Source organism: Thermococcus sp. (assembly GCF_026988555.1).
GTDB lineage: Archaea > Methanobacteriota_B > Thermococci > Thermococcales > Thermococcaceae > Thermococcus.
Window position 1 is genome coordinate 1 of sequence record NZ_JALSLB010000013.1, and the last position, 23,598, is coordinate 23,598.

General features: G+C 50.2%; 24 protein-coding genes and 1 pseudogene. 8 read left to right on the forward strand and 17 right to left on the reverse strand.

Annotated features, from left to right (window positions below; genetic code table 11):
- Positions 1-268: pseudogene (locus MVK60_RS01110) on the reverse strand (hypothetical protein); the annotation flags it as partial.
- A gap of 161 nt (positions 269-429) precedes the next feature.
- Here MVK60_RS01110 and MVK60_RS01115 point away from each other — a divergent pair.
- Positions 430-1,158 (forward strand): hypothetical protein, encoded by a 729-nt coding sequence (locus MVK60_RS01115; protein ID WP_297435591.1) that lies wholly within the window; start codon positions 430-432, stop codon positions 1,156-1,158.
- Between the two features lie 50 nt (positions 1,159-1,208).
- On the opposite strand, the gene MVK60_RS01120 is transcribed toward MVK60_RS01115, so the two are convergent.
- The 6 genes from MVK60_RS01120 to MVK60_RS01145 all read right to left on the reverse strand — a co-directional run bounded on the left by MVK60_RS01120 (position 1,209) and on the right by MVK60_RS01145 (position 5,379).
- Positions 1,209-1,751 (reverse strand): CPBP family intramembrane glutamic endopeptidase, encoded by a 543-nt coding sequence (locus tag MVK60_RS01120; protein WP_297435593.1) that lies wholly within the window; start codon positions 1,749-1,751, stop codon positions 1,209-1,211.
- Positions 1,748-2,038: a transcriptional regulator gene (locus MVK60_RS01125; protein ID WP_297435595.1), complete on the reverse strand. Its 291-nt coding sequence runs from the start codon at positions 2,036-2,038 to the stop codon at positions 1,748-1,750. The genes MVK60_RS01120 and MVK60_RS01125 overlap by 4 nt, the downstream gene beginning before the upstream one ends.
- A 1-nt stretch (position 2,039) precedes the next feature.
- Complete coding sequence (locus MVK60_RS01130; protein WP_297435597.1) at positions 2,040-2,621, reverse strand: hypothetical protein; 582 nt, start codon at positions 2,619-2,621, stop codon at positions 2,040-2,042.
- Positions 2,622-2,684: 63 nt separating this feature from the next.
- Positions 2,685-2,882, reverse strand: a complete 198-nt coding sequence (locus MVK60_RS01135; RefSeq protein ID WP_297435599.1) for a TIGR04140 family protein — start codon at positions 2,880-2,882, stop codon at positions 2,685-2,687.
- A 32-nt stretch (positions 2,883-2,914) separates the two neighbouring features.
- Complete coding sequence (locus MVK60_RS01140) at positions 2,915-4,306, reverse strand: ATP-binding protein (protein ID WP_297435601.1); 1,392 nt, start codon at positions 4,304-4,306, stop codon at positions 2,915-2,917.
- Between the two features lie 101 nt (positions 4,307-4,407).
- Positions 4,408-5,379, reverse strand: a complete 972-nt coding sequence (locus tag MVK60_RS01145) for a TIGR00269 family protein (RefSeq protein ID WP_297435603.1) — start codon at positions 5,377-5,379, stop codon at positions 4,408-4,410.
- A gap of 67 nt (positions 5,380-5,446) precedes the next feature.
- Here MVK60_RS01145 and MVK60_RS01150 point away from each other — a divergent pair, with 67 nt between their 5' ends.
- Positions 5,447-6,184 (forward strand): hypothetical protein, encoded by a 738-nt coding sequence (locus MVK60_RS01150; RefSeq protein ID WP_297435605.1) that lies wholly within the window; start codon positions 5,447-5,449, stop codon positions 6,182-6,184.
- 31 nt (positions 6,185-6,215) lie between these two features.
- On the opposite strand, the gene MVK60_RS01155 is transcribed toward MVK60_RS01150, so the two are convergent.
- The 4 genes from MVK60_RS01155 to MVK60_RS01170 are packed head-to-tail and all read right to left on the reverse strand — an operon-like array spanning position 6,216 to position 10,159.
- Positions 6,216-7,349 (reverse strand): site-2 protease family protein, encoded by a 1,134-nt coding sequence (locus MVK60_RS01155; protein WP_297435714.1) that lies wholly within the window; start codon positions 7,347-7,349, stop codon positions 6,216-6,218.
- Between the two features lie 49 nt (positions 7,350-7,398).
- Positions 7,399-8,286 (reverse strand): glycosyltransferase, encoded by an 888-nt coding sequence (locus tag MVK60_RS01160; RefSeq protein ID WP_297435607.1) that lies wholly within the window; start codon positions 8,284-8,286, stop codon positions 7,399-7,401.
- Positions 8,283-8,972: a 2-C-methyl-D-erythritol 4-phosphate cytidylyltransferase gene (locus tag MVK60_RS01165; protein ID WP_297435609.1), complete on the reverse strand. Its 690-nt coding sequence runs from the start codon at positions 8,970-8,972 to the stop codon at positions 8,283-8,285. The genes MVK60_RS01160 and MVK60_RS01165 overlap by 4 nt, the downstream gene beginning before the upstream one ends.
- 2 nt (positions 8,973-8,974) lie before the next feature.
- The gene (locus MVK60_RS01170; RefSeq protein WP_297435611.1) at positions 8,975-10,159 is read right to left on the reverse strand and encodes a CDP-glycerol glycerophosphotransferase family protein; all 1,185 of its coding nucleotides are present in this window, start codon (positions 10,157-10,159) and stop codon (positions 8,975-8,977) included.
- A 60-nt stretch (positions 10,160-10,219) separates the two neighbouring features.
- Here MVK60_RS01170 and MVK60_RS01175 point away from each other — a divergent pair, with 60 nt between their 5' ends.
- Together MVK60_RS01175 and MVK60_RS01180 are read left to right on the forward strand one after the other, a co-directional pair.
- Positions 10,220-11,179, forward strand: a complete 960-nt coding sequence (locus tag MVK60_RS01175) for a glycosyltransferase family A protein (protein WP_297435613.1) — start codon at positions 10,220-10,222, stop codon at positions 11,177-11,179.
- A gap of 7 nt (positions 11,180-11,186) precedes the next feature.
- The gene (locus MVK60_RS01180; protein ID WP_297435615.1) at positions 11,187-12,248 is read left to right on the forward strand and encodes a glycosyltransferase family 4 protein; all 1,062 of its coding nucleotides are present in this window, start codon (positions 11,187-11,189) and stop codon (positions 12,246-12,248) included.
- Here the strand turns inward: MVK60_RS01180 and MVK60_RS01185 are convergent.
- Both MVK60_RS01185 and MVK60_RS01190 read right to left on the reverse strand, forming a co-directional pair.
- Positions 12,215-13,000 carry a glycosyltransferase gene (locus MVK60_RS01185; protein WP_297435617.1) on the reverse strand — a complete coding sequence of 262 codons (786 nt, stop codon included), beginning with the start codon at positions 12,998-13,000 and terminating at the stop codon, positions 12,215-12,217. The two genes, MVK60_RS01180 and MVK60_RS01185, sit on opposite strands and share 34 nt — an antisense overlap.
- 574 nt (positions 13,001-13,574) lie before the next feature.
- The gene (locus tag MVK60_RS01190) at positions 13,575-14,813 is read right to left on the reverse strand and encodes a flippase (RefSeq protein ID WP_297435619.1); all 1,239 of its coding nucleotides are present in this window, start codon (positions 14,811-14,813) and stop codon (positions 13,575-13,577) included.
- A 136-nt stretch (positions 14,814-14,949) separates the two neighbouring features.
- Here MVK60_RS01190 and MVK60_RS01195 point away from each other — a divergent pair, with 136 nt between their 5' ends.
- Together MVK60_RS01195 and MVK60_RS01200 are read left to right on the forward strand one after the other, a co-directional pair.
- Positions 14,950-15,546: a TasA family protein gene (locus MVK60_RS01195; RefSeq protein WP_297435623.1), complete on the forward strand. Its 597-nt coding sequence runs from the start codon at positions 14,950-14,952 to the stop codon at positions 15,544-15,546.
- 295 nt (positions 15,547-15,841) lie between these two features.
- On the forward strand, positions 15,842-16,702 hold the full coding sequence (locus MVK60_RS01200; RefSeq protein ID WP_297435626.1) for a cation diffusion facilitator family transporter: 861 nt from the start codon (positions 15,842-15,844) through the stop codon (positions 16,700-16,702).
- Here the strand turns inward: MVK60_RS01200 and mfnA are convergent.
- The 3 genes from mfnA to MVK60_RS01215 are packed head-to-tail and all read right to left on the reverse strand — an operon-like array spanning position 16,683 to position 19,302.
- The gene (gene mfnA, locus MVK60_RS01205) at positions 16,683-17,840 is read right to left on the reverse strand and encodes a tyrosine decarboxylase MfnA (RefSeq protein ID WP_297435628.1); all 1,158 of its coding nucleotides are present in this window, start codon (positions 17,838-17,840) and stop codon (positions 16,683-16,685) included. The genes MVK60_RS01200 and mfnA overlap by 20 nt on opposite strands.
- A 36-nt stretch (positions 17,841-17,876) precedes the next feature.
- Entirely contained in the window at positions 17,877-19,052 is a 1,176-nt protein-coding gene (locus MVK60_RS01210) for a cation:proton antiporter (protein ID WP_297435630.1), read from the reverse strand.
- 1 nt (position 19,053) lies between these two features.
- Complete coding sequence (locus MVK60_RS01215; protein ID WP_297435632.1) at positions 19,054-19,302, reverse strand: DUF131 domain-containing protein; 249 nt, start codon at positions 19,300-19,302, stop codon at positions 19,054-19,056.
- A gap of 86 nt (positions 19,303-19,388) precedes the next feature.
- Here MVK60_RS01215 and MVK60_RS01220 point away from each other — a divergent pair, with 86 nt between their 5' ends.
- Together MVK60_RS01220 and MVK60_RS01225 are read left to right on the forward strand one after the other, a co-directional pair.
- Entirely contained in the window at positions 19,389-20,081 is a 693-nt protein-coding gene (locus MVK60_RS01220) for an HAD family hydrolase (RefSeq protein WP_297435634.1), read from the forward strand.
- Positions 20,059-20,685 carry a diacylglycerol/polyprenol kinase family protein gene (locus MVK60_RS01225; protein ID WP_297435636.1) on the forward strand — a complete coding sequence of 209 codons (627 nt, stop codon included), beginning with the start codon at positions 20,059-20,061 and terminating at the stop codon, positions 20,683-20,685. The genes MVK60_RS01220 and MVK60_RS01225 overlap by 23 nt, the downstream gene beginning before the upstream one ends.
- Positions 20,686-20,722: 37 nt before the next feature.
- Here MVK60_RS01225 and MVK60_RS01230 read toward each other — a convergent pair whose 3' ends face one another.
- Positions 20,723-23,527, reverse strand: coding sequence for a CARDB domain-containing protein (locus tag MVK60_RS01230; protein WP_297435639.1), 2,805 nt, complete (start codon positions 23,525-23,527; stop codon positions 20,723-20,725).
- Positions 23,528-23,598 lie beyond the last annotated feature (71 nt).

The window sequence follows — 23,598 nt, forward strand, 5'->3', positions numbered from 1 at the left end:
GGGAGTTGGGGTAGAACGTCGAGTAAAGCCCTTTGAGCCGGTTCCAGATCTTAATAGTTAAAGGAACCGCTAAAACTATCGCAACCATCCAGTACCCAAGTGAGACGGGTCCCCTCAGCGTGACCAAACCGTTCAACAGGTAATAAAACGCCATGACAGAGAGCCAGAGCGCGAAGTTCATCGCACTGTACATTTTCTCGGCAGCTATCAACTTGCCTTCCACCCTCTCAAGGACGTCTTTAAGTTCCTTCACATCCTCCATACCCATCACCGTTCCAATTTGGGGGGCTCCCCTATTTATGTGGTTGAGTTTCTCTGGATTTCAGAGCAAAACCGCAACCTTCTCCTGGAATTTAACCATTGGGTATCCAAATCACCTGGGATAAAGTTAAATATCATTGGATATATTAGGATTTCTGGTGAGGAACTGTGGAAGTTCTGACAACGGGTATTCCTACTCTCGATGATGCCATCGGTGGAGGTCTGCTGGAGGACAGCAACCTCCTGATAATCTACGATACGTACTCCTATGGATGGACCCTGGCCTTTGAAGTGCTCCGGAATCGGATGAAGCTGGGGGACTTCGGTGTTGTACTGGACTCCGTGATGCCCCTCTCCCACCTCAAGATGGAGCTTAACGCCATCAACTTCGATGTTGAAAAGGAGGGTAAGGAGGGAAATCTGGCCATCATGGATGTGTTCTCCTCTTTCTATGGAATAACCTACCCCGGTCTGGATTTCGTTTATACCGATACCAGCATAGACTCCTCCACATTCCTTCCAAAGTACACCGGTATGTACAGGCGCATTTTAAGCGAGAGGATACTGGATAGGAGGCCCATAGGAATCGATTCTACCATAGACGGCCTCGCGTTCCTCCTGGGAGAAGAAGCCTTCGTGAGGGTCTTCCAGAACATAATCGCCCTCAAGGAGAAAGCCCGGGTAACGGAGAATAGGAAGAGGCCCCTCAACATACTCCTGCTGAACAGGGGGAGGGCCTCCGAGAGTCTGATGGCGTGGATCTCTCTGTACAGCCAGTACGTCATAGAGTTCTCCTCGTCGAGTTTGGGTGTGGAGAGGATGTTCATACGAAAGTCCCCGCTTCCAGATTTTGCCCCGAAGGTGCTAATGGGTCATCCTCTTCTCTCCTGCTTTTAAGACGGTCAATCCTGCGAGATTCGCCGAGGAGTGCAAAACGAAAGCCGGGATTATGCCCCAAGGGCGAAGAGGTATCCGGCGACGGAGCCAAGGATGAAGGCTCCGGCTGTTACAACGACTCTTTTCCGTTCGCTTTTCCCGTAGGCTGCCCAGTGAGGGAGCGCGAATAACATGGCCGAGAAGATTATCGCATCCCAAAAGTGGCCGTAACTCAGGAGGTATCCTTCAACTAAAGCCCTGGTGAGTGCTTCTTCGCCCAGCGGGGCGAGGAGGAGCAGGAGGAGGAGTCTTTCCATCCCTCCTGGCATGAACTCCTCCATTGGGACTGAAGGGCTTCCCTCGAGCAGGTTTATCACGAAAGAGGCCCCAAAGCCGAGGATGAACGCGGGGGGATATATTCGGTGTTCCAGACGAATCCAAACCTTTCCGATCCTCCGAGGAGCTCCCATAACGGCGAACGACAGGGGAAACATCGTTAGCTGCATCACAAAGCCCGCTTTTTTCGGGCTCCCCCTGGAGGTGAGGGATGCTATGATGGAAGAGGGCACGAAAATTAACAGCCATAGGAGCAAGGCAACGGCGAACTCAATCATTCAATGACCCCCCGAAGGATCTCCAAAACCTTCCCCAGCTCTTCAACACCCGCATCCGTTATCTCGATAAACTTCCTCGGCCTTCTGCCGAAGCCGTAGTAGGTTCTCACGATTCCGGCCTCTTCAAGCGCTTTGAGATGGAACTCAAGGTTTCCGGCGGTGAGCTTTAGAGCCTTTCTCAGACTGGTGAATGTCGCTTTCTCCCTTGACAGGAGGTAGAGGGCTATTGCCAGCCTCGTCGGATTGCCGAGTGGCGACTTCGAAAGCTTGGCCAGTTCATCGAGCATCTCACTCCCTCATCGCTTTTCTCAGGCTACAGTATGCAGCAAACCCAAAAGCCACCGAAAGGACGAGTGTGGTGTAAGCTCCCTTTGTTATGGGAACCATCCGGTATGGAATGCTGGAGAGCAGTATTACGGCTCCAACCATGGCGTTTTCCTGCCATCTCTCTTTGAACAGGACTCCCAGGACGGCGAGAGCTGTCATCCCGGCTCCTATCGACAAGAGAGGCATGAGCCATTGGTCCTTGACATTCAGCCCGATGGCGAGTATAGCGATGGGCCAGACGATTAGCTGCGCGAGGAGGTATTTTACCTTCACTCCCCTTTTTCTTCCCAGGGCGGTTTCTATTCTGATCACATTCCTCAACGCTCTGCTCTCTTCCACAACAAAGAGCAGTATCCCAGCGGCGGAGAGGAGAACCAAACCTGAGCCCACAGACATTCCGGTATAGGCTGAAACGACGGATGAAACCACGTATATCACGGGAAAAGCAACCGCCCAGTAGAGGTAGACGATTGAGCGGTAGGCTTTCCTCGCGAAGTTGAGCTGTTTTTCAACCGCCTTTAACGCTTCACTCAGCTCCTCCATGTTCCCACCCAAGAAAAGTTGGGGTCAAAGCTTAAATACCCGGCTGGAAGTTTGTTTTCCAGACTAACCCCCGGCCCTTGCTAGTCTAAGTTTTTCCATGAAGCGCTCGATTTCCTCTGGAGAGCCTTCAATTAAGACCCTGCCAAGGGGTATGCCGTTCCTCTCAACTTTTCCGAGGAGGGTCAGTCTCACGTTAGCCCCGCTCTTCTCGCTGATTTCTTCGAGCTCGTTGAGGGAAATCGGCGTTTCAACAATCCTCAAGGAGGAACCTCCAGAGTGTTCAAAAGAAGATGTTAGAGCATCAGTAAAAGGAGCTCCCTCGGCAGGAACCATACTTCGCCCTTCTTTTTCAAAGGACCATTGTGTACCACAACACCGCAGGTTAATCCCGTCTTCTTCATGGTCTTGACAACCTGACGGACGCTCTTTCTCCCCCAACCGACCTCAACCACAACTCCTGTAGTGTGCCCCTTCAGGATAAAGTCCGCACCGCCTTTTTGGGCATCGTAGTGAAGCCCCAATTTCTTTTCCTTGGCAAGCAGGTGAAGATAAAGCGCTACGGCATCCTCAAGAAGCATGCCGAGTGTTTTTGAATCCCTTTCAAAGAGTCCAAACTCGTAAAGCACTGCACTCCTGAGCATTGGTGCCAGAAACTTATACTTCGGAGTCTTTCGAGCGACTTTGCCCAAAGAACCGTAGGCCCTTACCGGGAAGATGACTTCGAGGTCCTCAAGCTTCTCAATCATCTTTTCTACAGTCGCCTTGGCAAGCCCCAAAGTTGAGCTCAAGTCATCGTATGCTAAGCTTTCGCCGGAGGCGAGAAGAAGTAACAGACCAAGAACCTTTTCCCGTGTCGTCTCAGAAAGCCCTTCTCTCACTAAATCAACTTCAACAATCTTTCTCAGTATCTCATAAGCATCTTCAAGCGGATTCCCGGAAGTTAGGTAAATGGGTAGCGAGCCTTGAATGAGGTAATCCTCAACGTCTCTTTCAGTGAACTTTAGCAGTACTCCCCCAAGCTTCTCCTGGATTCCGGAGAAATCACAATTGAGAAATGCGCGCTTTAGAGCCATACTAAGCTCCCCGGGAATTCTTATCCCCTTTTTCAGAAGCAGGTACTCGGTGAAGGTAAGAGGTGGCACCCTGAGCTTCTTGGCCCTTCTCATCAAGTCGGGGTCAAGCTTAAGGGGGAGTGAGGAAGATCCGGTAACCACAATCATGAGATTGCTCGCGGAGTCATGGAGGTCTTTCACCGTAGTCCCAAAGTTCTCATCATAATGGGCTTCGTCGATGAACAGGAAGGTTGGCTGGCTGAGCTCTTCGATTCTTTCGCCGAGGAGACGCTCGTAGGCCTGAAGGAAGTCGTTCAGACTTATCCCCAACGGACGAAGCTTGTCGAGGGAGACGTAAACGAGTCTCTCCCTTGGGATTTGGGGGAGAAGTTTGAAATACATCTGGGCAAGCATGGTGGTCTTTCCAACACCACGAAGACCGTAAAGAACCAAAAGTTTGTTCTCCCGGATTTTAAGGAATAACTCGACTTCCTCTTTAAGGTCCGTGAGGGGTTTCCTCTCAGGTCTTTTTTCTCCAGTTGGGGTAAATACATACTTTCTAAGCCTTGCCTCAGCCGTGTCAATGGTTCTTCTCACAATGCTTTCCACGAGTCTTTCCTCCACAGCCCTCACCCAAGCGTAGTCTATTACAATGGGATAAAAAGCTATCGTTTTATACTATCTATTTGATATTAAATACAAGGGGAGCTGGGCTTTATTTCTCTAAACCTTTGTCACCCAACCCTGAAAGTCAGCCCTTTCTCCCTGGCCTTCCTCTCCACCTGAAGTCTAAAGGCACATGCCTTGCATATCTCCCCCGTCGTCGGCTGGCCGCATATCTTACAGCGGTTCAGCTCACTCGTCTTTTTGGTGTAGGTCTTGGCTATCAGCGGGAAGAGCTTGTCGTAGCTCCTGAGAATCTGGTATTTGGTGCCGGGGTGTTTTTCTTCCATCTCGTTGAGCCAGTCACGGATTTCGGCACGGAACGCCTCAACGGCATAGGGGCACTCACTCAGGTCAACCTCTATGTTGTTCAGAACCGCGTAGAGAACTATCTCCTTCTCGGGAATCTCACGGAGGGGCTTTATCCTGGGGACAAGCTCCGGATGAATTTCCTCGTAGTATGGACCCGTCCTGCCCAGTCGGGCTATGTCCCCGCGGAGGATGTTCATTATGAACATCTGGACCTCGTCATCTAAGTTGTGGCCCACCGCTAACTTGTCCGCTCCGACGTCTTTAGCCGCGTAGTTCAGAAGCCACCGCCTCCAGACGCCGCAGTAGGAGCAGGCACCCACTCTTTCCCCCTTCTCGAAGCTCCCCATTATCTTGACGGTCTCATCCAGCGTGAAGCCGATGTATTCCTTGAAGGAGTAGATACGATGCTCTATTCCGAGTTTTTTCGCGTTCTTCCTTGCTATCTCAACGCTGGGAGGCCTGTAACCGGCTATGCCTTCGTCTATCGTTATAGCAACCAGCTCGAAGGGGAACTTCTCGCGGAGCTTCGCCAGGAGGTGCATCAGAACTACGCTGTCCTTTCCCCCGGAGACCCCGATGGCTATCCTCTCGCCTCTCTTGATTAGACGGTACTTCTTCACGGTCTCCTTGAACTTCTTCTCGACCATCTCGTTGAAGTGCTTCCTGCAGTAGTACCTCCCCGTGTAACGTGCATGGTAGACCGCCGGCCTCCCGCAAACAGAACACTCCATGGGCTCACCGAGTGAATGGAAGGGGCACCCTTTAAAAAGGTTGGTTCCTACCGGGCCCGGTGAGAGCATGAACGTTGTTATAAAAACGGGTATTAAGAATCTTGACGAGATGCTGGGAGGAGGGATGCTGGACGACAGCGTGGTCCTTATCATCTACGACACCTACTCATTGGGCTGGTCCCTCGCGATTGAGCTCTTCAAGAGTTTCCTTGGGAGGGACTGCTTCGGTGTCGTCACGAGCTACTCCCTTCCCCTGAGCATGCTTGAGAAATACGCGGATATGCTGGGTTTTGATATTGAGGGGCAGGGGGAGATGAGCAACCTTGTGGTTCTGGACATCTTCGGCGCGGTTAACGGCATACCCCCAACCCGGCCGTTCGTTCGGTCTCCGGGGAGTGTTGACTCCAGCACGTTCCTCCCTAAGGTTTCCGCGCTTTACTATGAAATCCTCCGCGATGCAGGCAACAGAAAGCCTATTGGGCTCACGGTGGCACTGGACGGCTTTGCGACCATGTTTGGGGAGGACTCCGCTATGAAGCTGTTCCAGAGGAACATCGCGATGAAGGAGATGGCCAGGGCATCGGAGGACAGACCGAGGCCGATAAATCTTATGCTCCTAAATAAGGATCGTGTTTCCAAGAGGTTCCTCTCCTGGATATCCCACTACTCGGAGCACATAATCGAATTCGAACCAACGGACGTCCCGGGGAGGGAGAACCTTCTCGTTCGGAAGTCGCTGCTCCCAGATTTTGAACCGGGGATAGCGGAGTTCATGTTCTCTAGGGGAAAGGTGAAGGTGGTGTAGGAACGGCCACCCCCTGAAGGGTGACATGGGGTCACCTTATCAGGTTTACGAGGGCGGGCCAGAGATTCAGGGCCAGCAGTGCCAGTCCGGTTCCTATCGTGAAGTACCTGAGGGGATTTGCCACGCTCTTCGGCAGGTACTCCTTCAGCACGTCGTCCAGCATCCTGCCCCCGTCCAGTGGAACCAGCGGGAAGAGGTTCATGAGCCCTATCCCGAGGTTCAGCACGTATATCCAGTACAGCGTGAAGAAGAGCGGCAGGACTATCCCCTTATGGCCGACCCTGGAGACGACGTTCTGTGCCGGGTATATCCCTATGTAACCCCTCTGAGGATCCTGAGGATGAGCTCCCAGCTTCAGTCTGACGTTGAGCTTCTCTCCGTTTCTTAGGACCGTGAGCGTGAGCTCCTGTCCTGGCTTTGTTTTGTTCATGAACTTTATGAACTGGGTCAGGTCGTTTATGCTCTGACCATCCATTGCCACTATGACGTCACCCTTGTGAAGAACACCGTAGGCCGGCCCGTTTTCCAAGACCCCTGAGACGGCTATTCCAGCCGGCTGAAGGAGTGGGCTCACGGCCAGATTGATTATCATCAGTGTTATGAGTGCGGTTACTACGTTCGCCATTGATCCGGCGCCATAAACGCGCAGACGGGTTCTCAGGCGTGCCTTCTGGAGTTCCTCCTCGTCGGGTTCCACGAAGGCGCCGGGTATGACCGCAAGCAGGACGAGACCTACGGACTTGAGCGGCAAACCGTCAGCCCTCGCAACCACCCCGTGGCTCAACTCGTGGACCACCATGACAACTATGAGGGCGATGAGTCCGTACCAGAGCGGGATGGTCACCCCCGGGATCACCAACTGCACACCCTGGGCGGCCCCTCTCGTCCTCAGCGCCGACATCGCCGTTCTGAAAAGCATGTAGAATACGTAGCTCATCCCTCCAAACCCCACCACTATGCCGATGTCCCCGTAGACCTTCCAGAGTTTCCTGGCCTTCTGCGCCGTTCCATCAATGAAGCCGAGGAGCCGTTTGGTACGCCACATAGCGATGAACATGTCTACGTTTATGCCCTCTTCCCTCTCTTCCCTCCTTCCGAAGAGGACGTAAAGAACGCTCCAAAATATGATAATACCCGCTATGACTGTGATCAGTGTAATGCTCATACCCTGCACCGGATGTTTTTATCCTCGGGGGGTTTAAAAAGTAATCGGGTTACAGCCTTCCCAGGAACTTCATGATATAAATCTTGGTTCTAACATCCGCCATTGATATTATAATGTCATGAAGATTGCTTTTCATAAGCGGGTTCAGGGAGAATGCTCTCAGTATGTTTTGAATACCTGACTTTTTTTTTCCCCCAAACATCTCTAGGAGTCCTATCTGAAGGAGGTGGTAGCTCAGTATCCGGGGGTCATGGTTTATCTCTGCATGTGACTCTATCATCCTATACCTACCATCTAAATATCTTCCGAAGGAGAACTGGCCGGAGTGTATGGAGTAGTCAACTAGGGGTTCACCTATAGTGCCGAAAAGGCATGTTCTCGACATTCTCAGCCACATGTCCCAGTCCTCGCAGGTTATGAAATCTTCCCGAAAAGTGCCGGATCTCTTAAAACACTCCCGTCTGACCATTATCGTGGACGTCCCTGTAATGTTGTCCTTGAGTAGGTAAGGGTAAACATATCCACTGGCAATGGGCCGTTTTGAACCCAGAACTTTTTTATTCCTCAGATAATAGTAGTTAAAAGCTGTGTAAACAAGGCCGTACTTCCTCCCTAGATTCTGGAAGAGTTCAATCTGTGCCTCCAGTTTTGGGGCTTTCCATGCATCATCATCGTCAAGAAAAGCTATTAACTCTCCACGTGCCTTCTTAACACCAAGATTTCTTGCGTTGGCTATACCCCTTCCCTTCTGAGGTATGTAACGGAGTCTGCCATCCCCGTAAGAGCGCACAAGCTCCTTAGTCGAGTCATTCTTAGCACCGTCTATCACTAAAATCTCAAACTCGTCAAACGTTTGGTTTAAAACGCTCTTTATAGCCCGTCTGAGCAGGACGTCCCGGTTGTAGGTGGGTACAATCACTGATACTCTGGGCCTCACCCTCTCTCCTCCAGGATCCTTATCAAAGCCTTTGCTATTTTCACATCCTCTCTGAACGTTATCTTCAGGTTGAAGCAGTTGCAGTGCAGTGCGTGGACGTCAAAACCGGCCTTAATCGCGAGAAGGATGTCATGTGGAATTTCGTTCAGGTAGCCCCCACTGACGGCCGTTTCAAGGGTTTCCTTTAGGGCTCTATATCTATACCCCGTGGGGGATTCGCCCATAACGTACTTGGAGCGATCGTGTATCTCATACACCCTTCCGTTTTTCAGTTCTATTAGGTTCCCCGTTATTGGATTAACAGTAGTTACAACGTTTTTCCTCTCTAATAGCTTTTCCATCCTTTCGAAAACCCAGGGGGGTGTGAACGGACGAACGGCATCATGAACGATAACCTTCCTTTCACCCTCCGATATCTTCAGGAAACCCCTATACATGGATTCATTCCGTGTTGTTCCACCTTCGGTTACTGTAGAGATCTTTGGAAAACTCTCCATAAGCTTTTTTCCCGTTTTCATAAATCCTGGATTTGATACCAGAACGATGTTATCTATAGAATCGACTTCTGAGACGTTTTCCAGAGTATACTCAATAATCATTTTCTCCTCTATCTTGAAATACTGCTTTGGTAACCCCAAATTAGCTCTTTTTCCTATACCTCCCGCCAGTAGGATTAGAGTTGTCATTTCTATTCACCCTTTATCAGGTGCCGGTAAACCCTTTCCGATGAATGAGGATCAGCCCCAACTTCGTACAGGAGGCTCTTAACTGTTTTCCTCCATTCCATGTCCTTGGTGGGCTCCTCCAGATAGGCTTTAAGAGACTGAATCAGTTCGTCTATCGTTTCTGATTTCTTTCCAGGGGCGAAGAAGTTGTATGGAAGGAGAAAGCCACTTTTTCTCTCCAGTTCTTTTCTATCGGGCAGGTAGAATACGATTGGTCTCTCGGTTAAAATATAATCCTCGAAGATACTTGAGTAGTCGGTTATTAGCATATCAAAGGCCCCCATTATGTCGTTTATTGTTAGCAGTCTCTCCTGGAGAGGTTGGTCCCCAAGGAGGATCATGTTTTTCGTATTGACGATTGAATCTGCTATGGCTTTGCTCACGAGCTTGTGGGGTTTGATTACCAGAAGGAGGTTTTCCCTCCCGAGGAAATTGGTAAGCTTCTTGGAGAGTAGGGTTCTTACGACGTTTACACTCGCCCTATGATCTTTTAAATAGCTCGTATACCTGTAAGTGGGCGCGTAAAGAATTAGCCTATCAAAGGATTCAATGTCCAGACCAAGGATATCGGAGAGAAGGTCCCTTGATTTTTTGAGATTTGCAAACAGGCCATCGTTTCGTGGCTGTCCGAGAAGTTTGAACTTCCGGGGGTTTACCATGAACTGCCTTACAAAAGCTCCAACTACGAGCTCGGAGGTCGTTACAAAATAGCTTGTCCACCTGTCCATGTAGAGATAGAGATCCTTAACCCCAATGGGATGTTCATAACCGGTCTTTTTTCCGGGTAAGCCATGCCAGAGCTGGATTACCTTCTGGCCAGAGTGGGGTGTTACTGGCAGTACATCACTTGTAACGACGAATCTTGCCCTTATTAGTTCGTTCGGACCTTTTGCCGAGAACAGCGAGACGGTCCTTGCATCGTATTCCTTTGTAAGTTTTTCGAGTCCTGGGGGGTTATCATCTTTTAGAAGCCAGACAAGATCGTAGCCATAGTTTTGTGAGGCTATAAACCTGAAGAGGGCCAGGGAATTGTCAGAAATGTCTGGAGTCGAGTAGAAGACTATCTTTGATTCGTCTTTAGGGAGATGGTTTACAATGGAGAGGATCTTTGAGGCTATAAGCTGTTTTTTGAGCTTGTTCATGTTCATCACTAAAATGCTATGGAATAAACTTTTAAGGGTTTTTAGATTTCTATTAGCGGGATCAGCATGGTTAAGGTTTCGGTTATTGTACCGGTGTATAATACAAGAAACTATATCCATAGGCTACTTGCTTCCCTTGAAAGTCAGACTTACAGGAATTTCGAGGCTATTTTTGTAGATGATTCATCCGATGATACATATGAGATTTTGAAAAAATTTGAAAACACTTATCCTGATCAGGTTCATGTTGAAAAAGGCATCAAAAAAGGTCCAGGAATTGCACGTAATATTGGTCTTGAAATAGCTTCTGGTAGGTACGTGGCATTTATTGATTCGGACGATTGGTGGAGTGAAAATTTTTTGGAACGTACTATGGAACATATGAGAGCCCACGATGGAGTTTACACTGGCTATTGTGATGTCCTTGAGAGTGGAAAAAAGGTCTATATCAAACCGAAAGTAGTGGGTCACGCTGACTGGAAACCTGTTTTGGAAATGAAAGTTAGGTTTGGCATAGGGAACACCCTAATGAAAAGCTCCCTAATTGAGAATTATGGTATAAGGTTTCCCGATGGGATTGGGGTCAGTGAGGATTCCTACTTTCTCTTGGCTTACCTCTCCGTCATAAAAAGGCCTCTATTTGGATTAGAAGAGTGTATGTTCTACCATCTTGCTCGAACGTCCTCACTCTCTCGAACCTCCTTCAGTCTTCAAGAGGGAATCGATAAAATTGATCAGACCATTGAGAGCTATAGAAGATTAAGGGAGTTCGTTTTTCAGAACTCCCCCTGTCCTGAGGAATTTTGGAAGTTTATTGAGAGTGGACATTTACCAAGGTCTATTCTAACATACATAACATCAGTTTCGGATTCCATTGGGAGAAAATATGGCAGAAAACTAATTAGGCAGTATTGGGGATACATTAAAAAGTTTAGACCAGCTCGTAGTTACATGTCCATGCTTACTTTGTTGTGGTTAGTTGATCCTTTTGTTCCTGTCAGGTTATTATTGAAAAAAATTTGGTGAGAGTACTATGAAGGTTCTCGTTCACAATATAAATCAAGGAGGGGGCGTTACTGTTGTTATGGAGAAAGTTTGCAGCGTTCTTCAGGAACTCAAAAAAGAATTTGACTTTGAGGTTTGGTGCTCCATAAGAGGGCATCAAAGGATATCCACTTTTGAGTGTTGTGATAAAGTCATGACGTACCGATATTCCTCAAGACTTGACAGGCTATTTGGGTATAGCTACACTTTTTTAAAAAACGTGCTCCTAAAGAAAAAGATTGAGAAAGATTTTGATTTGGTTTTCACTCATACCCCTTTATGGGTAAACTCAAATGTAATCTACATTGATGGAAGAGATTGGGATAAATTTTATAAACAACACCTAAACATTTTTGGGAAAATTATCCAATATCTACCTCAAAGATATGTAAAAATGTCTGTTAGAAATTCAACTATTTTCTTGTTAAACTCGGCTGCAAGAGAATTTTACGTGAGAAACTTCCCCCGTTCAATTTATGGGAATCCAAATGGGATCGATTGGAGTAACTGGATAAACAGAGAAAAGCAGTTTGATTTTATATACGTTGGAAGATTTAGTTATGAAAAGAACCCCGAAATAGTATTCAAGGCCTTTTTGGGCACCAAATACTGTGGAATAATGATCGGGGAAGATAAAAATACCCTTATTAGGAATATAATAGTTAAGAAATTTATGCCCCGAAAAATGGTCTTTGAATACATTTCTCAATCAAAAATTGGTATTTTGCCATCAAGACATGAAGTTTTTCCTATTACTATTCTCGAATACCTTTCATTTGGTTTACCTGTTATTGTTAGTGATTCGATAGATTCAGAAATAGTGGAATATTGCATAACGTTCAAGTGTTGTGACGAAGCTGATTTATATAATACTTTTGAACATGTCTATGAAAACTATGAATACTATGTAAAAAAATATAGAAAAATACGAAAAATAGTACTAGAGAAGTACGATTGGGATAAGATACTTGAAGGAAACATAAGAAAAGCTCTTTTATCTTATATAGTTAGCCAATCTCACAAGGATGTTCCCAGGCGAATACAAATGTGACTCTGGGCATAATTTGTAAATCCAATATCTCCATAGTGGTAGTATATTTGACTGTACCATAGTAATCTTAGGGTGTTTTTAATTTGTGCATTTTTATTCATTTTAGGGAACCATTTATTCATAAATTTTGTTAATCCGTAAAATACCTTTTTATAATCACTTGACAGAGTGGGTCCAGAGTATATGGATACAATGCTGTTAACACCACGAACTATATATTGTTCTGAAATTCTTAACCAATAGTCCCAGTCTTCACCGATATAGAGACTCTCGTCAAATCCTCCGATAGATTCGAAAACCTCTTTTCGTATGATGACAGTTGAAGTTCCTATGAAATTATCCCTCAACAGGTTTTCAAAAACGTTGCCTTCTATTATTTTCGGCGGGATTATCTTTCCATTGCCCATATGTTTGTACTTCCCATAAACAAGCCCAACATCGGGAGATTTCTTGAAAATCTTTAATTGTTCTTCAAGTTTATTTGGCAACCACACATCATCGTCGTCCAAGAATGCGATATACTTTCCTCCGGAAATTTTCATTCCAGTGTTTCTGGCTGTGCTGACGCCTTTCCTAGCTTCGTAGACTTCATTTATTCTGGGGTCTTCTAGGTCAAGTTTTGTTTCTTTATAATTCTTTACAATGATTATCTCAAAATCTTGGAAAGTCTGATTTAAAACACTAAGAATAGCACGCTTTAACAGGTGTTCCCTTCCCAGAAGTGTTGGGATTATTACTGAAACCATGGCCATAGTTTTCCCACCATTACTCAATTTTTAAATTAGACATTTAAAAATATGGTATCTGCTATCCATCTTGCTCTTTTTAGTTGTATCTCTTGATAATACTTTATATTCTTTTCTAGGATCCTGATATTTCTTGAGTTTCTCAAAATCTTCTTTTCTGATTGTGGGTGCGCAGACACCAAAATAACTTTGAATACAATTGAAAATAGTTGAGGTCAGATATCCATATAACCTATTTCTACAGACAGTTTCCCAAAATATTGATAATTTTCTATTATATCTCAAATCAAACGGTGCATTGTTAAAAAAACTCGGGTTACGAACCCCAACCCCCCACAATATAAATTTTCTTCTCTCTGAAATGCTCCATCTGTTAGCTTCTCGTGAGAACCATAGGGGCAATACTGTTCCTCCTCCAAAAAAGAAATGTTGGTACACTTCTTGATATTACACTCATAATATGGAACAAATCATACGTTAGCATCAATGTATCCAAACAGACTTTTTACACTTAAATATATTAGATCGTCACCAATGTTTTCTTTGTTTATATATCCATGGTATCGTATGATCATAATTATCATCCCCTCCTTTTATCTGATTCATGCCAAACGGCTAATGTTAATATTCCCTGACTCACCACCGTCGCCACCGCCGCACCGGTGGCCCCGTAGTGGAGTATGAGAATGTAGTTAAGGACTACGTTGAGCAGGGCCGTAAAGCCGGTTATCTTGGTAAAGGTAAGCTCCCTTCCTGTGGCGTTCATGTAGCTCCCGAAGAGCGAGTTCAGGAACATGAAGGGGATTGCAAAGGCCAGAATCCTGAGCACGGGGACGCTCTCCTTGAACTTCTCTCCGAATACGAAGAAGATTCCGAGCTTTGCGAAAAGGTAGTATCCTGCAGTGCCGGCAAGGCCAAGTAGGAGTAAAACCTGAAGGCTCTTCTTGAACAGAACCTCGAGGGTTTTTTGATCCTCCCTGTGCAGCCTCGCCATCGAGGGCATGGTTGTGCTCACAACTATGTTCGGAATAAATAGCGAAACCTCAATTAGCGTATAAGCCGCCCTGTAAATGCCTGTTTCGTAGTCCCCCCTGAGAAGGTTCAGCATGACCATGTCCGTGCGGTAGTAGATGAGCGTGAAGAGCCCGATGAGCCAGAAGGGGTAGGACTTCCTGAGCAGTTCTCCCCAAACCGAAGGCCTGAACTTTACTTCGAGCTTCCCGGGGATGAATTTGCGCCCCCACCTTATCCTGAGAAGTTCCCTTATTGTGTACCCGACCAGAAGAACCGCCACGAACGGGGAGAGCTCTTTGAAATACCACAGGGCCCCCCCACCAACGAAGAAGGCCCAGAACCTCTCGACGGTTCTCGCTATGGCCTCGTACTTGGTGACCTCGTGGCCGTACATTATCCGAACGAACAGATAGGATATCCATGTTAGCATCGCCTCTCCGCCGGTCAGGATAATGAGAAACTTCATCCATTCCGGTTTGGGGAGGAAAAGGGTTATCCCTCCGATTATGAGAAAGTTCACCAATGCAAGCAATATCTTGAAGCCTAGGACGTCTGGGAGCAGTTCTTTAAGTTTGCCCTTGTCCCTTGCTATTTCCCTCATGAGGTAAAATCCAACGCCGAGGTCAGAGAAAACGCCCAGAAGGCCAACGTAGTAGAAGATGAATGAGTACTGGCCGAGCCCGTCCGGGCCGAGGGTCCTGCTCAGGAGGACGATTATGCCGTATGCAAAGAGCTTGGAGACTACCTCTGCCCCGAACAGCCAGCCGGCGTTTTTGATTAGTTTAAACTTCAGGCTCTCCGTCATCGGTGATTTTACGGGTTGAGGGCTTAAAAACACTGTGGGTTTTTTATCGTCCGGGTTATTTTTAACAACTATTTAACGGAAAACCTTATAAACCTGGAAGTTGTTTCTTCTGTGAGTACTTTATGGGGTGGTGTCAATGAAACGTGCTATGGTTGTTGGAATCCTGGCGGTCCTGATCTTTGCCGCCGGCGCCAAGTTTGGAGTTTCGTACTTCAGCGACGTGGCAAAATCGAGCGGAAATGAGATATCGACCGGGGACTTTGACGTGGGGATAAGCCGCGATGGTAGCAGGTACTACGACGACTACCGGCTCTTCTCCTTTGACAATATGAAGCCAGGTGAGAGCAGGACCTTCACGTTCTACATTAAAAACCGGGGAGACTATCCGATATCGTCCATCGAACTGCTCTTCAACGTTACTGACCTGGAACGGGGCAAGATGAGTAAAGCTGAGGCTTTGGTCGATAACACACCCGACGTGGGCGAGCTCAGCAGATACCTGATTGTTAAGGATTTCAGGGTCTCCGCCGGGGACGGTGACATTGTCCTGAACCGCTACATCGGTAAATCTCTGAGGGAGATTAACTCCACCCCTCTTGACATATTCAACGGTTCACTCCCCGAGAACGGCGTGCTCAGGGTCTCCGTCACGGTTCAGCTCTCGCCCTCGGCCGGTAACGACTGCCTGACAGACGTCTCCAACGTCGACATGATCATCACCGCAAGGCAGTGATGCAAAAGTCCTTAAGGCCTCCAGCCAACTTAACCCCGCGATGATGATTGATGGGCGACCCGAGGGATGAGGAAGGTAAGGTGATCGCTGAGCATACATTTTTAACGTTCCCTTCCCACTTTTCTTGGGATGATGATTTCAGCCTTGCCTGAGGCTCGTGATGATGGAGTGACGGACTGACCGCTCACTTTTTTATTATCCTAGACATGATTAGAAAACCTAATAAAGTTAGAGCATGGAGACAGAGGGGAATGCTTAAATATTCTGTGCATAAGCACAAAATTGGGGTGATACCGTGGACGAGGTGTACAGACCGATATGGCTCAGTATAATTGGCAACATCCTTCTGGCCCTTATGAAGCTGGCAGTGGGTTTTCTGTACTCCAGTATAGCCCTCATCTCGGATGGGGTTCACTCGCTGAGTGACGTTCTCACGAGCGTTATCGGCTATTTTGGGATAAGGATCTCGTCGAAGCCGGCGGACGAAAACCATCCCTTCGGTCACTCGCGTTTTGAACCGCTGGTGGCCTTCCTCATTGCGGAGGCCCTTCTGGTGGTCGCCTACGAGATCGGCCGGGACGCCTTTTTTCGGGTTCACCACGAGGTCCCCCTTGTGGTGAACGGCCTCATGCTCGGCGTCACCGTCGTGTCCATCCTGACCAAGGAGGGTATGTTCCGCTATTCGGCTCACGTGGGGGGAAAGCTCAACAACCAGATCCTGATCGCAGATGCGTACCACCACAGGAGTGACGCCCTGAGTAGCGTCGCGGTCCTTATCGGGCTGGTCGCCCAGAGGCTGGGATTTCCGTACGGCGATTCCCTTGCCGGCTTCCTTGTCGCGCTGATGCTCGCCAAGATCGCCCTTGACATGATCCTGGAGAACGTGGGCTACCTGACCGGTAGGGCCCCGCCCACCGAGGTATGCGAAAGGATAAAGAATACCGCGCTGGCAGTTTCGGGGGTCGTGGGGGTTCACGATCTGAGGGCTCACTACGTCGGAAACAGGCTCCACGTTGAGCTCCACGTGGAGGTCTCACCGGAGCTGAGTCTGAAAGAAGCGCACGACATCGGTGAGGAAGTCCGGGAGAGGCTGGAGGCCCTTTCAGAGGTGGAAGCGGCTTTTGTGCACGTTGACATCAGAGGCGTGACGAAGTGATATCCTCAAGATCCTCCAAGAACTCCTCCAGGTGCTCCCTCCTCACATGGGGCATCATGACGATTCTGATGTAGCCACGATGGGCGCTTATACCCCATCCGCGCTTTTTGAGCTCTTCCTCGACCTTCTCCAGGTTCCGGGTTCCGAAGGATACTATGTTCAGAACGGGCTCGCGAATCAAATAAACATCGGGAATTTTCTTCAGCTCATCCGCGAACCACCTGCTCAGCTTCATGGTCCTCCTCACGACCTCCCTGTAACCGCTGAAACCGAGGTGTTTCATCATGGCCCACACGGCGAGGGCGTTTGCACCGGGTCTAGTTCCGGTTATGGTGGCCTGCCATACCTTGCCGCCCGCCAGGTAAGGTGCCGGTACGCTTATCGCTTCGACGAACCTCTTCTCCCGGAAGATTATCCCTCCCGCGGGGATGGGGACCATACCCATCTTGTGGGGATCTATGGTCACGCTCTTGACGCCCTTGAGCCTGAAGTCAAACTCAGGGAGCTCGTAGCCCAAAGCCTTTGCAAAGGGTATGACGAACCCGCCGAAGGCCGCATCCACGTGAAGTGGCAGCCCGTAGTCCAGGGCCAAGTCACTCAGGGCGGGGATGTCGTCAACAACACCGAGGCCGGTCGTCCCGGCTATCCCGACGATTCCGATGGTGTTTCCGGTGATCTTGTCCTCGATGTCCCTCACGTCCACGGAGTAGTCCTTTCTGAGCTTTGCCCACACGAGTTTAACCCCCAGCATCTCCCCCGCCTTCAGAAACGAGAAGTGGGCACTCTTTGGAAGAATCAGCTCCGGCTCTTCCACGCCCGCCAGGTTGCGGAAGGCCCTGACCGCCAGGATGTTCGCCTCGGTTCCGCCCGAGACGATGTTCCCGTACCCTTTATCCAGCCCAAGAAGGTTTGAGAGCATCTCAACGGCCTCCCCCTCGACGGTTTGGCTTCCAACGTGGAGGCCCGGGTCACCCAGATTCCTGTCCAGATACTCCCACAAGACCTTCCGGGCGAGGAGGTGGGGGTATGTGCACATAGACCCCAGGATCTTCCCGGAGTTAAAGGTTAGATCCAGGGCCGTCTTCTTCCTGAGCTCGTTTAGAACTTCCTCCTCCTCCATGCCTTCGTTGGGAAACATCCTCTCACCAGCCGGTTCATGTTTGGTCCTTTGAATTTAAGCTTTTGCCCACCTGAGGTACCTCTTGAAGAACAGGGGTGTCGTCAGCGCGGTGAGCATCGATACGGCCACTACGCTCGCGAAGAGGGCCTGGTCGATTATACCAGCGCTCAGTCCCAACGTCAGTATGGCCATATCCAGGCTTCCACGCCCCCCCATGCCTATTCCGATCGCCGTTGCATCCTTCCAGCTCATGCCGGAGAGCTTGGCGCCGAGACCGCAGCCGAACAGCTTTCCGAGGACCGCGCCCGTGTAGAGCGTCAGGATCAGAAGAAGCTTTATATCCCTCCTGGGGGGGTTGAACATCAGCCCCACGTAGATGAAGAACAGGGGGATAAAGAACTCGGTGAGAACCACCTGGAGGTCCTCTATCAGCTCGTTGAGCTTTATTCTGGTCACAACCATGGGGTCCTTCCTCTCGCGGAGGCGGCTTATTGTCAGACCGGCTAGGTAAGCCCCGATTATCTGGTTAAGGCCCACCTGCTCGGCCGCTATTGCCAGGGTGAACGTGAGGATGAGGGTGAAGGTGAAGAAGACGTTGAGGTTCCTCACCACGGAGTAGAACCAGCGGGAGCGCTTGAAAACGTACTCCGACAGCATCAGGGTCACCGTGATGAAGAGGGCTATCTTGACCGTCAGCGATCCAAGGGTGAGAACCGTAAGGCCGCCCCGCGTCATGCCGGTTATTATACCGATGAGGTACACCGCGATGATGTCGTCCACGAACGCCGCACCTATGAGTATGGAGGAGACCTCCCTCTTCGTCCTTTCCTTCAGCAGCACTCCACTTGTGACCTCTATCGCCGTATTGCCAATGGTCGCCCCGACGAAGACCGCCGCCGCCAGACCGTTTCCGAAGAAATCCACAGTGAGGAACCCGAAGACGAAGGAGAAGGCCACCCCAAGGGCCGCGACAACTATCGCCTTTTTGGTGTTCTGGGCTATCGCCGAGAAGTTGCTGGTGAGCCCCATGTAGAGCATCATCATTATGAGGCCGAAGCCGGCCAGAACCTTGAGTTCTTCACTTGGCTGGACGATCCCGAGGATAAAGGGACCCAGGAGGATTCCCGTGAGGACGTGGGCTATTATGGGATGCACCTCGATCTTCTCGAACGCCCACTCGGTGCTTTTTGCCACGACGAGAAGTATGGCGAGGGCCATCAGGTAGTACACCTCATCCCCTCCTCGCCAGTAGGATGCCCGCGATCCACAGAACCATCAGGAGCACCGCCAGGATCATCGCCAGCGTTGCCCCGCGCCCCGTCCCGAAGACTATGGGCACTGGGCCGATCATTATCACTCCCCCGCCTTCGACGTCGCTTTCTCCACCTGATGCGCTGAGCAGGATTCCAATGAATACCATCAGGAAACCGAGCAATATCATTCCCATGCCGAGCCCTATGAGGAGTATCCCCTTCTCCATACGATAAGGAGTTCTCCCCCTCCTTTTAAAGCTTAACCCGGCCCGGCGACCCAAAGGATTAAAACCGTCCCCTCCCAGTGATTAACATGCTGGTCCTGATAGACCTCGACGACACCCTTTGCAACACCTGGGAGGCCGGAAAGTACACGATACTCAGGCTGATCCCGCACCTGCTCAGAAAACGGAAGTTCAGGGCTTTTCTGTACATACTGAGCGCCCGCTACCGTGAGCTTGAGCAGTCGCGGGAGCTCCACATGATGGACCTTGATAAGATCCTTGAAAGGCTCATGGAGAAGGTCTACGGCAGGGTGTCCGGGGAGGAGCTCGAGGACATCACGAATCTCGTGGACAGGGTTTTCTTCTCCAACCTCCATCTGTTCCCCGATGCGTTGCTCTTCCTGGAGAGGCTCAAGCGTATGGGTGCCAGGCTGGTTTTGATAACGGACTCCTCAACGTACTGGCAGAGGAAGAAGCTCGAGTACCTTGGGATAAAGGACTACTTCGACGCGCTCATAATCAGCGGGGAGACGGGTCACAGCAAGCTCGAACCCCATAACTTCAGACTGGCGCTTGAGAGGTTCCCCAGGGAAAGACGGGTCTACGTGGTGGGCGACAGGGACGATACCGACATGAGGAGAGGGAAGGAGATCGGGGCGGTTACCATACTCGTTAACAGGGGGTACTTCAGTGGCAGGAGACCGAAGTACGCTGATTACGTTGTGAAAAACCTTCTGGAAGCGCTGGAGGTGATGGAACGTGACGATAAAGGTGGAGCTTAAGCGCAAGGCCCTTCACATGATGGGTCTACTGGTTCCGCTCTCCTACCTGCTCTTTGGGACGGACCTCACGCTGGCGCTCATAGGTTTTACGTTCTTCTCTTTCGTCGCCCTTGAGCCCTTCAGGATAATAGAATCCTTCAGGGACAAAATAAAGCGTAGACTCCGCCTCTATGTAAAACCCGATGTCATGGAGAGCGTTGAGCGAATTGAGAGGTTCGCGGACGAGATAGCCCGCGAGCACGAGCATCACCGTGTTGCGGCCCATATATACTTCGCGGCTGCCACCTTCATAAACCTCTACTTCTTCCCGCCGGCTATCGCGATGGGTGCGGTGACCGTCGCCACCCTGGGAGATGCAATGGCGGCAATCGTCGGCAAATCCGTAGGCAGGCACCGCTTCAGCAACGGCAAAAGCCTCGAAGGGAGTCTCGCCTACTTCATCTCGGGTGTCGCCATATTATGGCCCCTCCTGGGCCTTCCCCTTGCTGTCGTGGGTTCCCTCGCTGGTATGGTTGCGGAGTTCTACAACTTCCCGCCGGATGATAACTTCTCCAATCAGCTTACGGTCTCACTGGCCCTCTACATGGTGTCGACCATTATCTGATGCAGAAAAGGGGACTTGAAAAAGAAAGGAGAAGTTTTCAGGAGATCACAACCTTGGCGAAGTTGCTCACGGTATCGGCGTCCGTCCACTCGTCGCCGGGGGCCTTGTCGTGGACACATGGATCATCCGGGAGTATGTCGACCGCCGAGTCCCCGGTGCCCTGTCCCGTTATGTAGGCCGTGATGTAGAGCTCCTTCGGCTTCCCTCCCAGCGCCTTCCATGGAATGGCTATCTCCAGGGTCTGGAGACCGTTGCTGGCCCCTCCGGTGTAGGCGTAGAAGCCGACCCACTTGAGATCCTGGTACACCCATCCGGTTCCGTTCCACAGGGCGAGCTGTGCGGTGGTTATGTTGTTGGTCCCCTTGCTCCCAAAGAACTCCCCGTTCCAGAAGAAGTACAGCTGTGCGTCGATTCCCCGCTTGAAGCTCATCTTCTTGCCCCAGCTGTCCTGGGGTCCGGTGTACCCTCCGGGTTTGTAGTCGAGCGAAATTCCGTAGGCCACCCTCCAGGATGCTTTGTTGCTCGTTGTGATGGCTATGTACAGGAACTGGCTGTCGTAGTCAACGTAGAGGGCCTTGAGGTTTGCACCCTTCTGTCCGAAGCCCGTGGTGTCCTCGGCGACTGGCTTTACGTTCCAGTCACTCAAATTGCCGTCTATCTTCTTCGTTAGGTTCTTGGCCAGTTCCTCCATCTCCAGCTGCTTCTGGAGCTCCCCGCTCTGGGCCGTTGCGAGCATTCCTTTCAGCTCCTTAACGACCTCCCTGAGTCCGGTGTATGCCCTGTATATCTCGAGCGATGCTCCAAACGCGTAGTTCGGCATGTCTATCGTGGTTCTACCCTCATCGTAGAGCTTGAGCAGTTCAGCAACTTGGGACTGGGCTTTATCCAGCCTCTCCTTCATGTTCTCGGTCAGGGGCATGTTCGAGAGCTCCTTCATGAGGTTCGTGTAGCTGGCGTAGCTCCTCTGGAAGTCCCTGATCCCGTAAAACTTGTTTATCATGACGAAGGTGTTCTGGTACGCTATGAGTCGCTGGACCTTCACGTTGACCAACGATGCTCCCTCTATAACGTTGTTCATGGTTATGTGGATGTAATAGTCGGGGACGTTGTCACTGAGCTCCATAGCCGTTGTTGGTTCTGTGGTTATCAGGTCAACTATATCGCTAATGTCGTCGTTCGCGAAGGGGTTGCCGAAGTTCCAGACCGCGTCACCGTAGCTAAATCCGGTGGCCACCTGGAAGTTGAAGCCCTTTGCCCCTCCGAAAACGCTCACTGGTATTCTGACCTCAATAGTGTTCTTGTTAAGGTTGATGCCCACGAGGGCGCCGCTCACGTTCATGATGTTCCCGTCCGGATCGACGAAGTAGAGCAGGGACCTCTTGGTGTTGCCCGCTGAAGTGATCGCCTCCCTCTGGCCGACGTACTGGTCGCTGCACAGGTTGATAACCATCTGGATGTCCCACTGGATGACGCTGTTCGTGTCCATCTCCCCTGCAAACCAGTTGGCTCCTCCCTTCTTATAGTCTATGGGGACAGCTATGAAAGTGGCCCCGTTGTCGCCTATTTTTATGTTGCTCATGTTGGCGAACTCGAAGAGGAAGTAGACGTACCTGTCGTCCTTGGTTACCCCGACCTCGGTGAGGTCAGCGTGGGAGGAAGTCCCGCCTGGAAGGTACTGATCTTTATCGTGTCTCTGGTCACCAACGGCGTCCGTCCAGAGCGCGATTCCGTTCTCAACCTTGAGGGTGTTGGGGTTTCCCGGAGTTATGTCCCAGTCACTGGGGTTGCCGTCCACGTCTATGTTACCAACCCAGATGACGCTGACGTTCATGGAGAACTCGTTGTTGTTCTCGTTGGCCTCAGGGATGAGGTTGTACGGGTCAACAACGGCCTTGATGACGTGGATTCCCGTCGTGTTGGGTGTCCAGTTGAAGGTGAACCACTTGCTCCCTCCCGCGGTCAGGTTCGTTGTCCAGTTGGTGTACGTCTGGTTGTCAATGTACACAACGACCTCTGCACCGCTGACTGCCAGGGAGCCCTCATTTTTGACGGTTACGTTGAACGTGCCCGTCCTGTGCAGTCCCACCGCTCCCGGACCGCTTAGGGTTACGGTGAGGTCGGGCATTAGGAACCACTCGGCGGCTAGCATGTTTGTGAAGGTGTCGGTGTCGCTCCATTCGTTTCCGATGTTGGAGTAGTCTATTGCCGGGTCGACGGGGAGGCTGTCGACTGCACTCCCGCTACCCCCCGTAACCCACGCCATCACCGCGAACTTGGGGTGCTTTCCTCCAAGGGCGCTCCATGGGATAGCTATCTCAAGGGTTCGCAGCCCCGTGGAGGTGTTTCCTGTGTATGCAAAGGTTCCTCCGACACCGTTTATACTGTTGTAGTTCCATCCGCTTCCGGTCCATGAGTTGAAGTTGTCCGTTCCCATTCCGGAACTCCCGCTCCACCAGAAGTAGATTTCGTAATCGGGGGCGTACCCATTTCCAAACCCTATATTCCTTCCCCATGAGTCCGAGGGATTGCTTCCACCGGTGTAGCCCTTCCCACTCCCTGGATCCACGTCTATTGCAAAGCCATACGCGACGTCCCAGCTTGCGGTGTTGTTGGTTTTGAGTGCGATGTAAAGGTAGTTATCGTCCCATGAGACGTACAGCTTGTCCAGGTTAGCACCGGCGAGCCCATTGTTCCGTCCAACAGCAACTAAATCAGAACTTGTCCAGTCATTGAGACTTCCATCTACGATTTTCTGCCCATACGCGGCACCAACGAGCCTCGTGGCTGGGACAAGGCTTAACAAGACTAAAAACACGGTCAAAAATGCTATTCCCTTCCGCATTTTATTCACCCCAGGTGATACCTGTTCACCATTGATGATACCTGTGCATAAAATATTTATATATCTTTTCC

Bases quoted from the DNA above. Each gene is read 5' to 3' on its own strand.
- MVK60_RS01120 (WP_297435593.1), bottom strand. From the start codon at position 1,751: ATGATTGAGTTCGCCGTTGCCTTGCTCCTATGGCTGTTAATTTTCGTG.
- MVK60_RS01125 (WP_297435595.1), bottom strand. From the start codon at position 2,038: ATGCTCGATGAACTGGCCAAGCTTTCGAAGTCGCCACTCGGCAATCCG.
- MVK60_RS01130 (WP_297435597.1), bottom strand. From the start codon at position 2,621: ATGGAGGAGCTGAGTGAAGCGTTAAAGGCGGTTGAAAAACAGCTCAAC.
- MVK60_RS01145 (WP_297435603.1), bottom strand. From the start codon at position 5,379: ATGGAGTGTTCTGTTTGCGGGAGGCCGGCGGTCTACCATGCACGTTAC.
- MVK60_RS01150 (WP_297435605.1), top strand. From the start codon at position 5,447: ATGAACGTTGTTATAAAAACGGGTATTAAGAATCTTGACGAGATGCTG.
- MVK60_RS01155 (WP_297435714.1), bottom strand. From the start codon at position 7,349: ATGAGCATTACACTGATCACAGTCATAGCGGGTATTATCATATTTTGG.
- MVK60_RS01165 (WP_297435609.1), bottom strand. From the start codon at position 8,972: ATGACAACTCTAATCCTACTGGCGGGAGGTATAGGAAAAAGAGCTAAT.
- MVK60_RS01170 (WP_297435611.1), bottom strand. From the start codon at position 10,159: ATGAACATGAACAAGCTCAAAAAACAGCTTATAGCCTCAAAGATCCTC.
- MVK60_RS01175 (WP_297435613.1), top strand. From the start codon at position 10,220: ATGGTTAAGGTTTCGGTTATTGTACCGGTGTATAATACAAGAAACTAT.
- MVK60_RS01180 (WP_297435615.1), top strand. From the start codon at position 11,187: ATGAAGGTTCTCGTTCACAATATAAATCAAGGAGGGGGCGTTACTGTT.
- MVK60_RS01185 (WP_297435617.1), bottom strand. From the start codon at position 13,000: ATGGCCATGGTTTCAGTAATAATCCCAACACTTCTGGGAAGGGAACAC.
- MVK60_RS01190 (WP_297435619.1), bottom strand. From the start codon at position 14,813: ATGACGGAGAGCCTGAAGTTTAAACTAATCAAAAACGCCGGCTGGCTG.
- MVK60_RS01195 (WP_297435623.1), top strand. From the start codon at position 14,950: ATGAAACGTGCTATGGTTGTTGGAATCCTGGCGGTCCTGATCTTTGCC.
- mfnA (WP_297435628.1), bottom strand. From the start codon at position 17,840: ATGTTTCCCAACGAAGGCATGGAGGAGGAGGAAGTTCTAAACGAGCTC.
- MVK60_RS01215 (WP_297435632.1), bottom strand. From the start codon at position 19,302: ATGGAGAAGGGGATACTCCTCATAGGGCTCGGCATGGGAATGATATTG.
- MVK60_RS01220 (WP_297435634.1), top strand. From the start codon at position 19,389: ATGCTGGTCCTGATAGACCTCGACGACACCCTTTGCAACACCTGGGAG.
- MVK60_RS01230 (WP_297435639.1), bottom strand. From the start codon at position 23,527: ATGCGGAAGGGAATAGCATTTTTGACCGTGTTTTTAGTCTTGTTAAGC.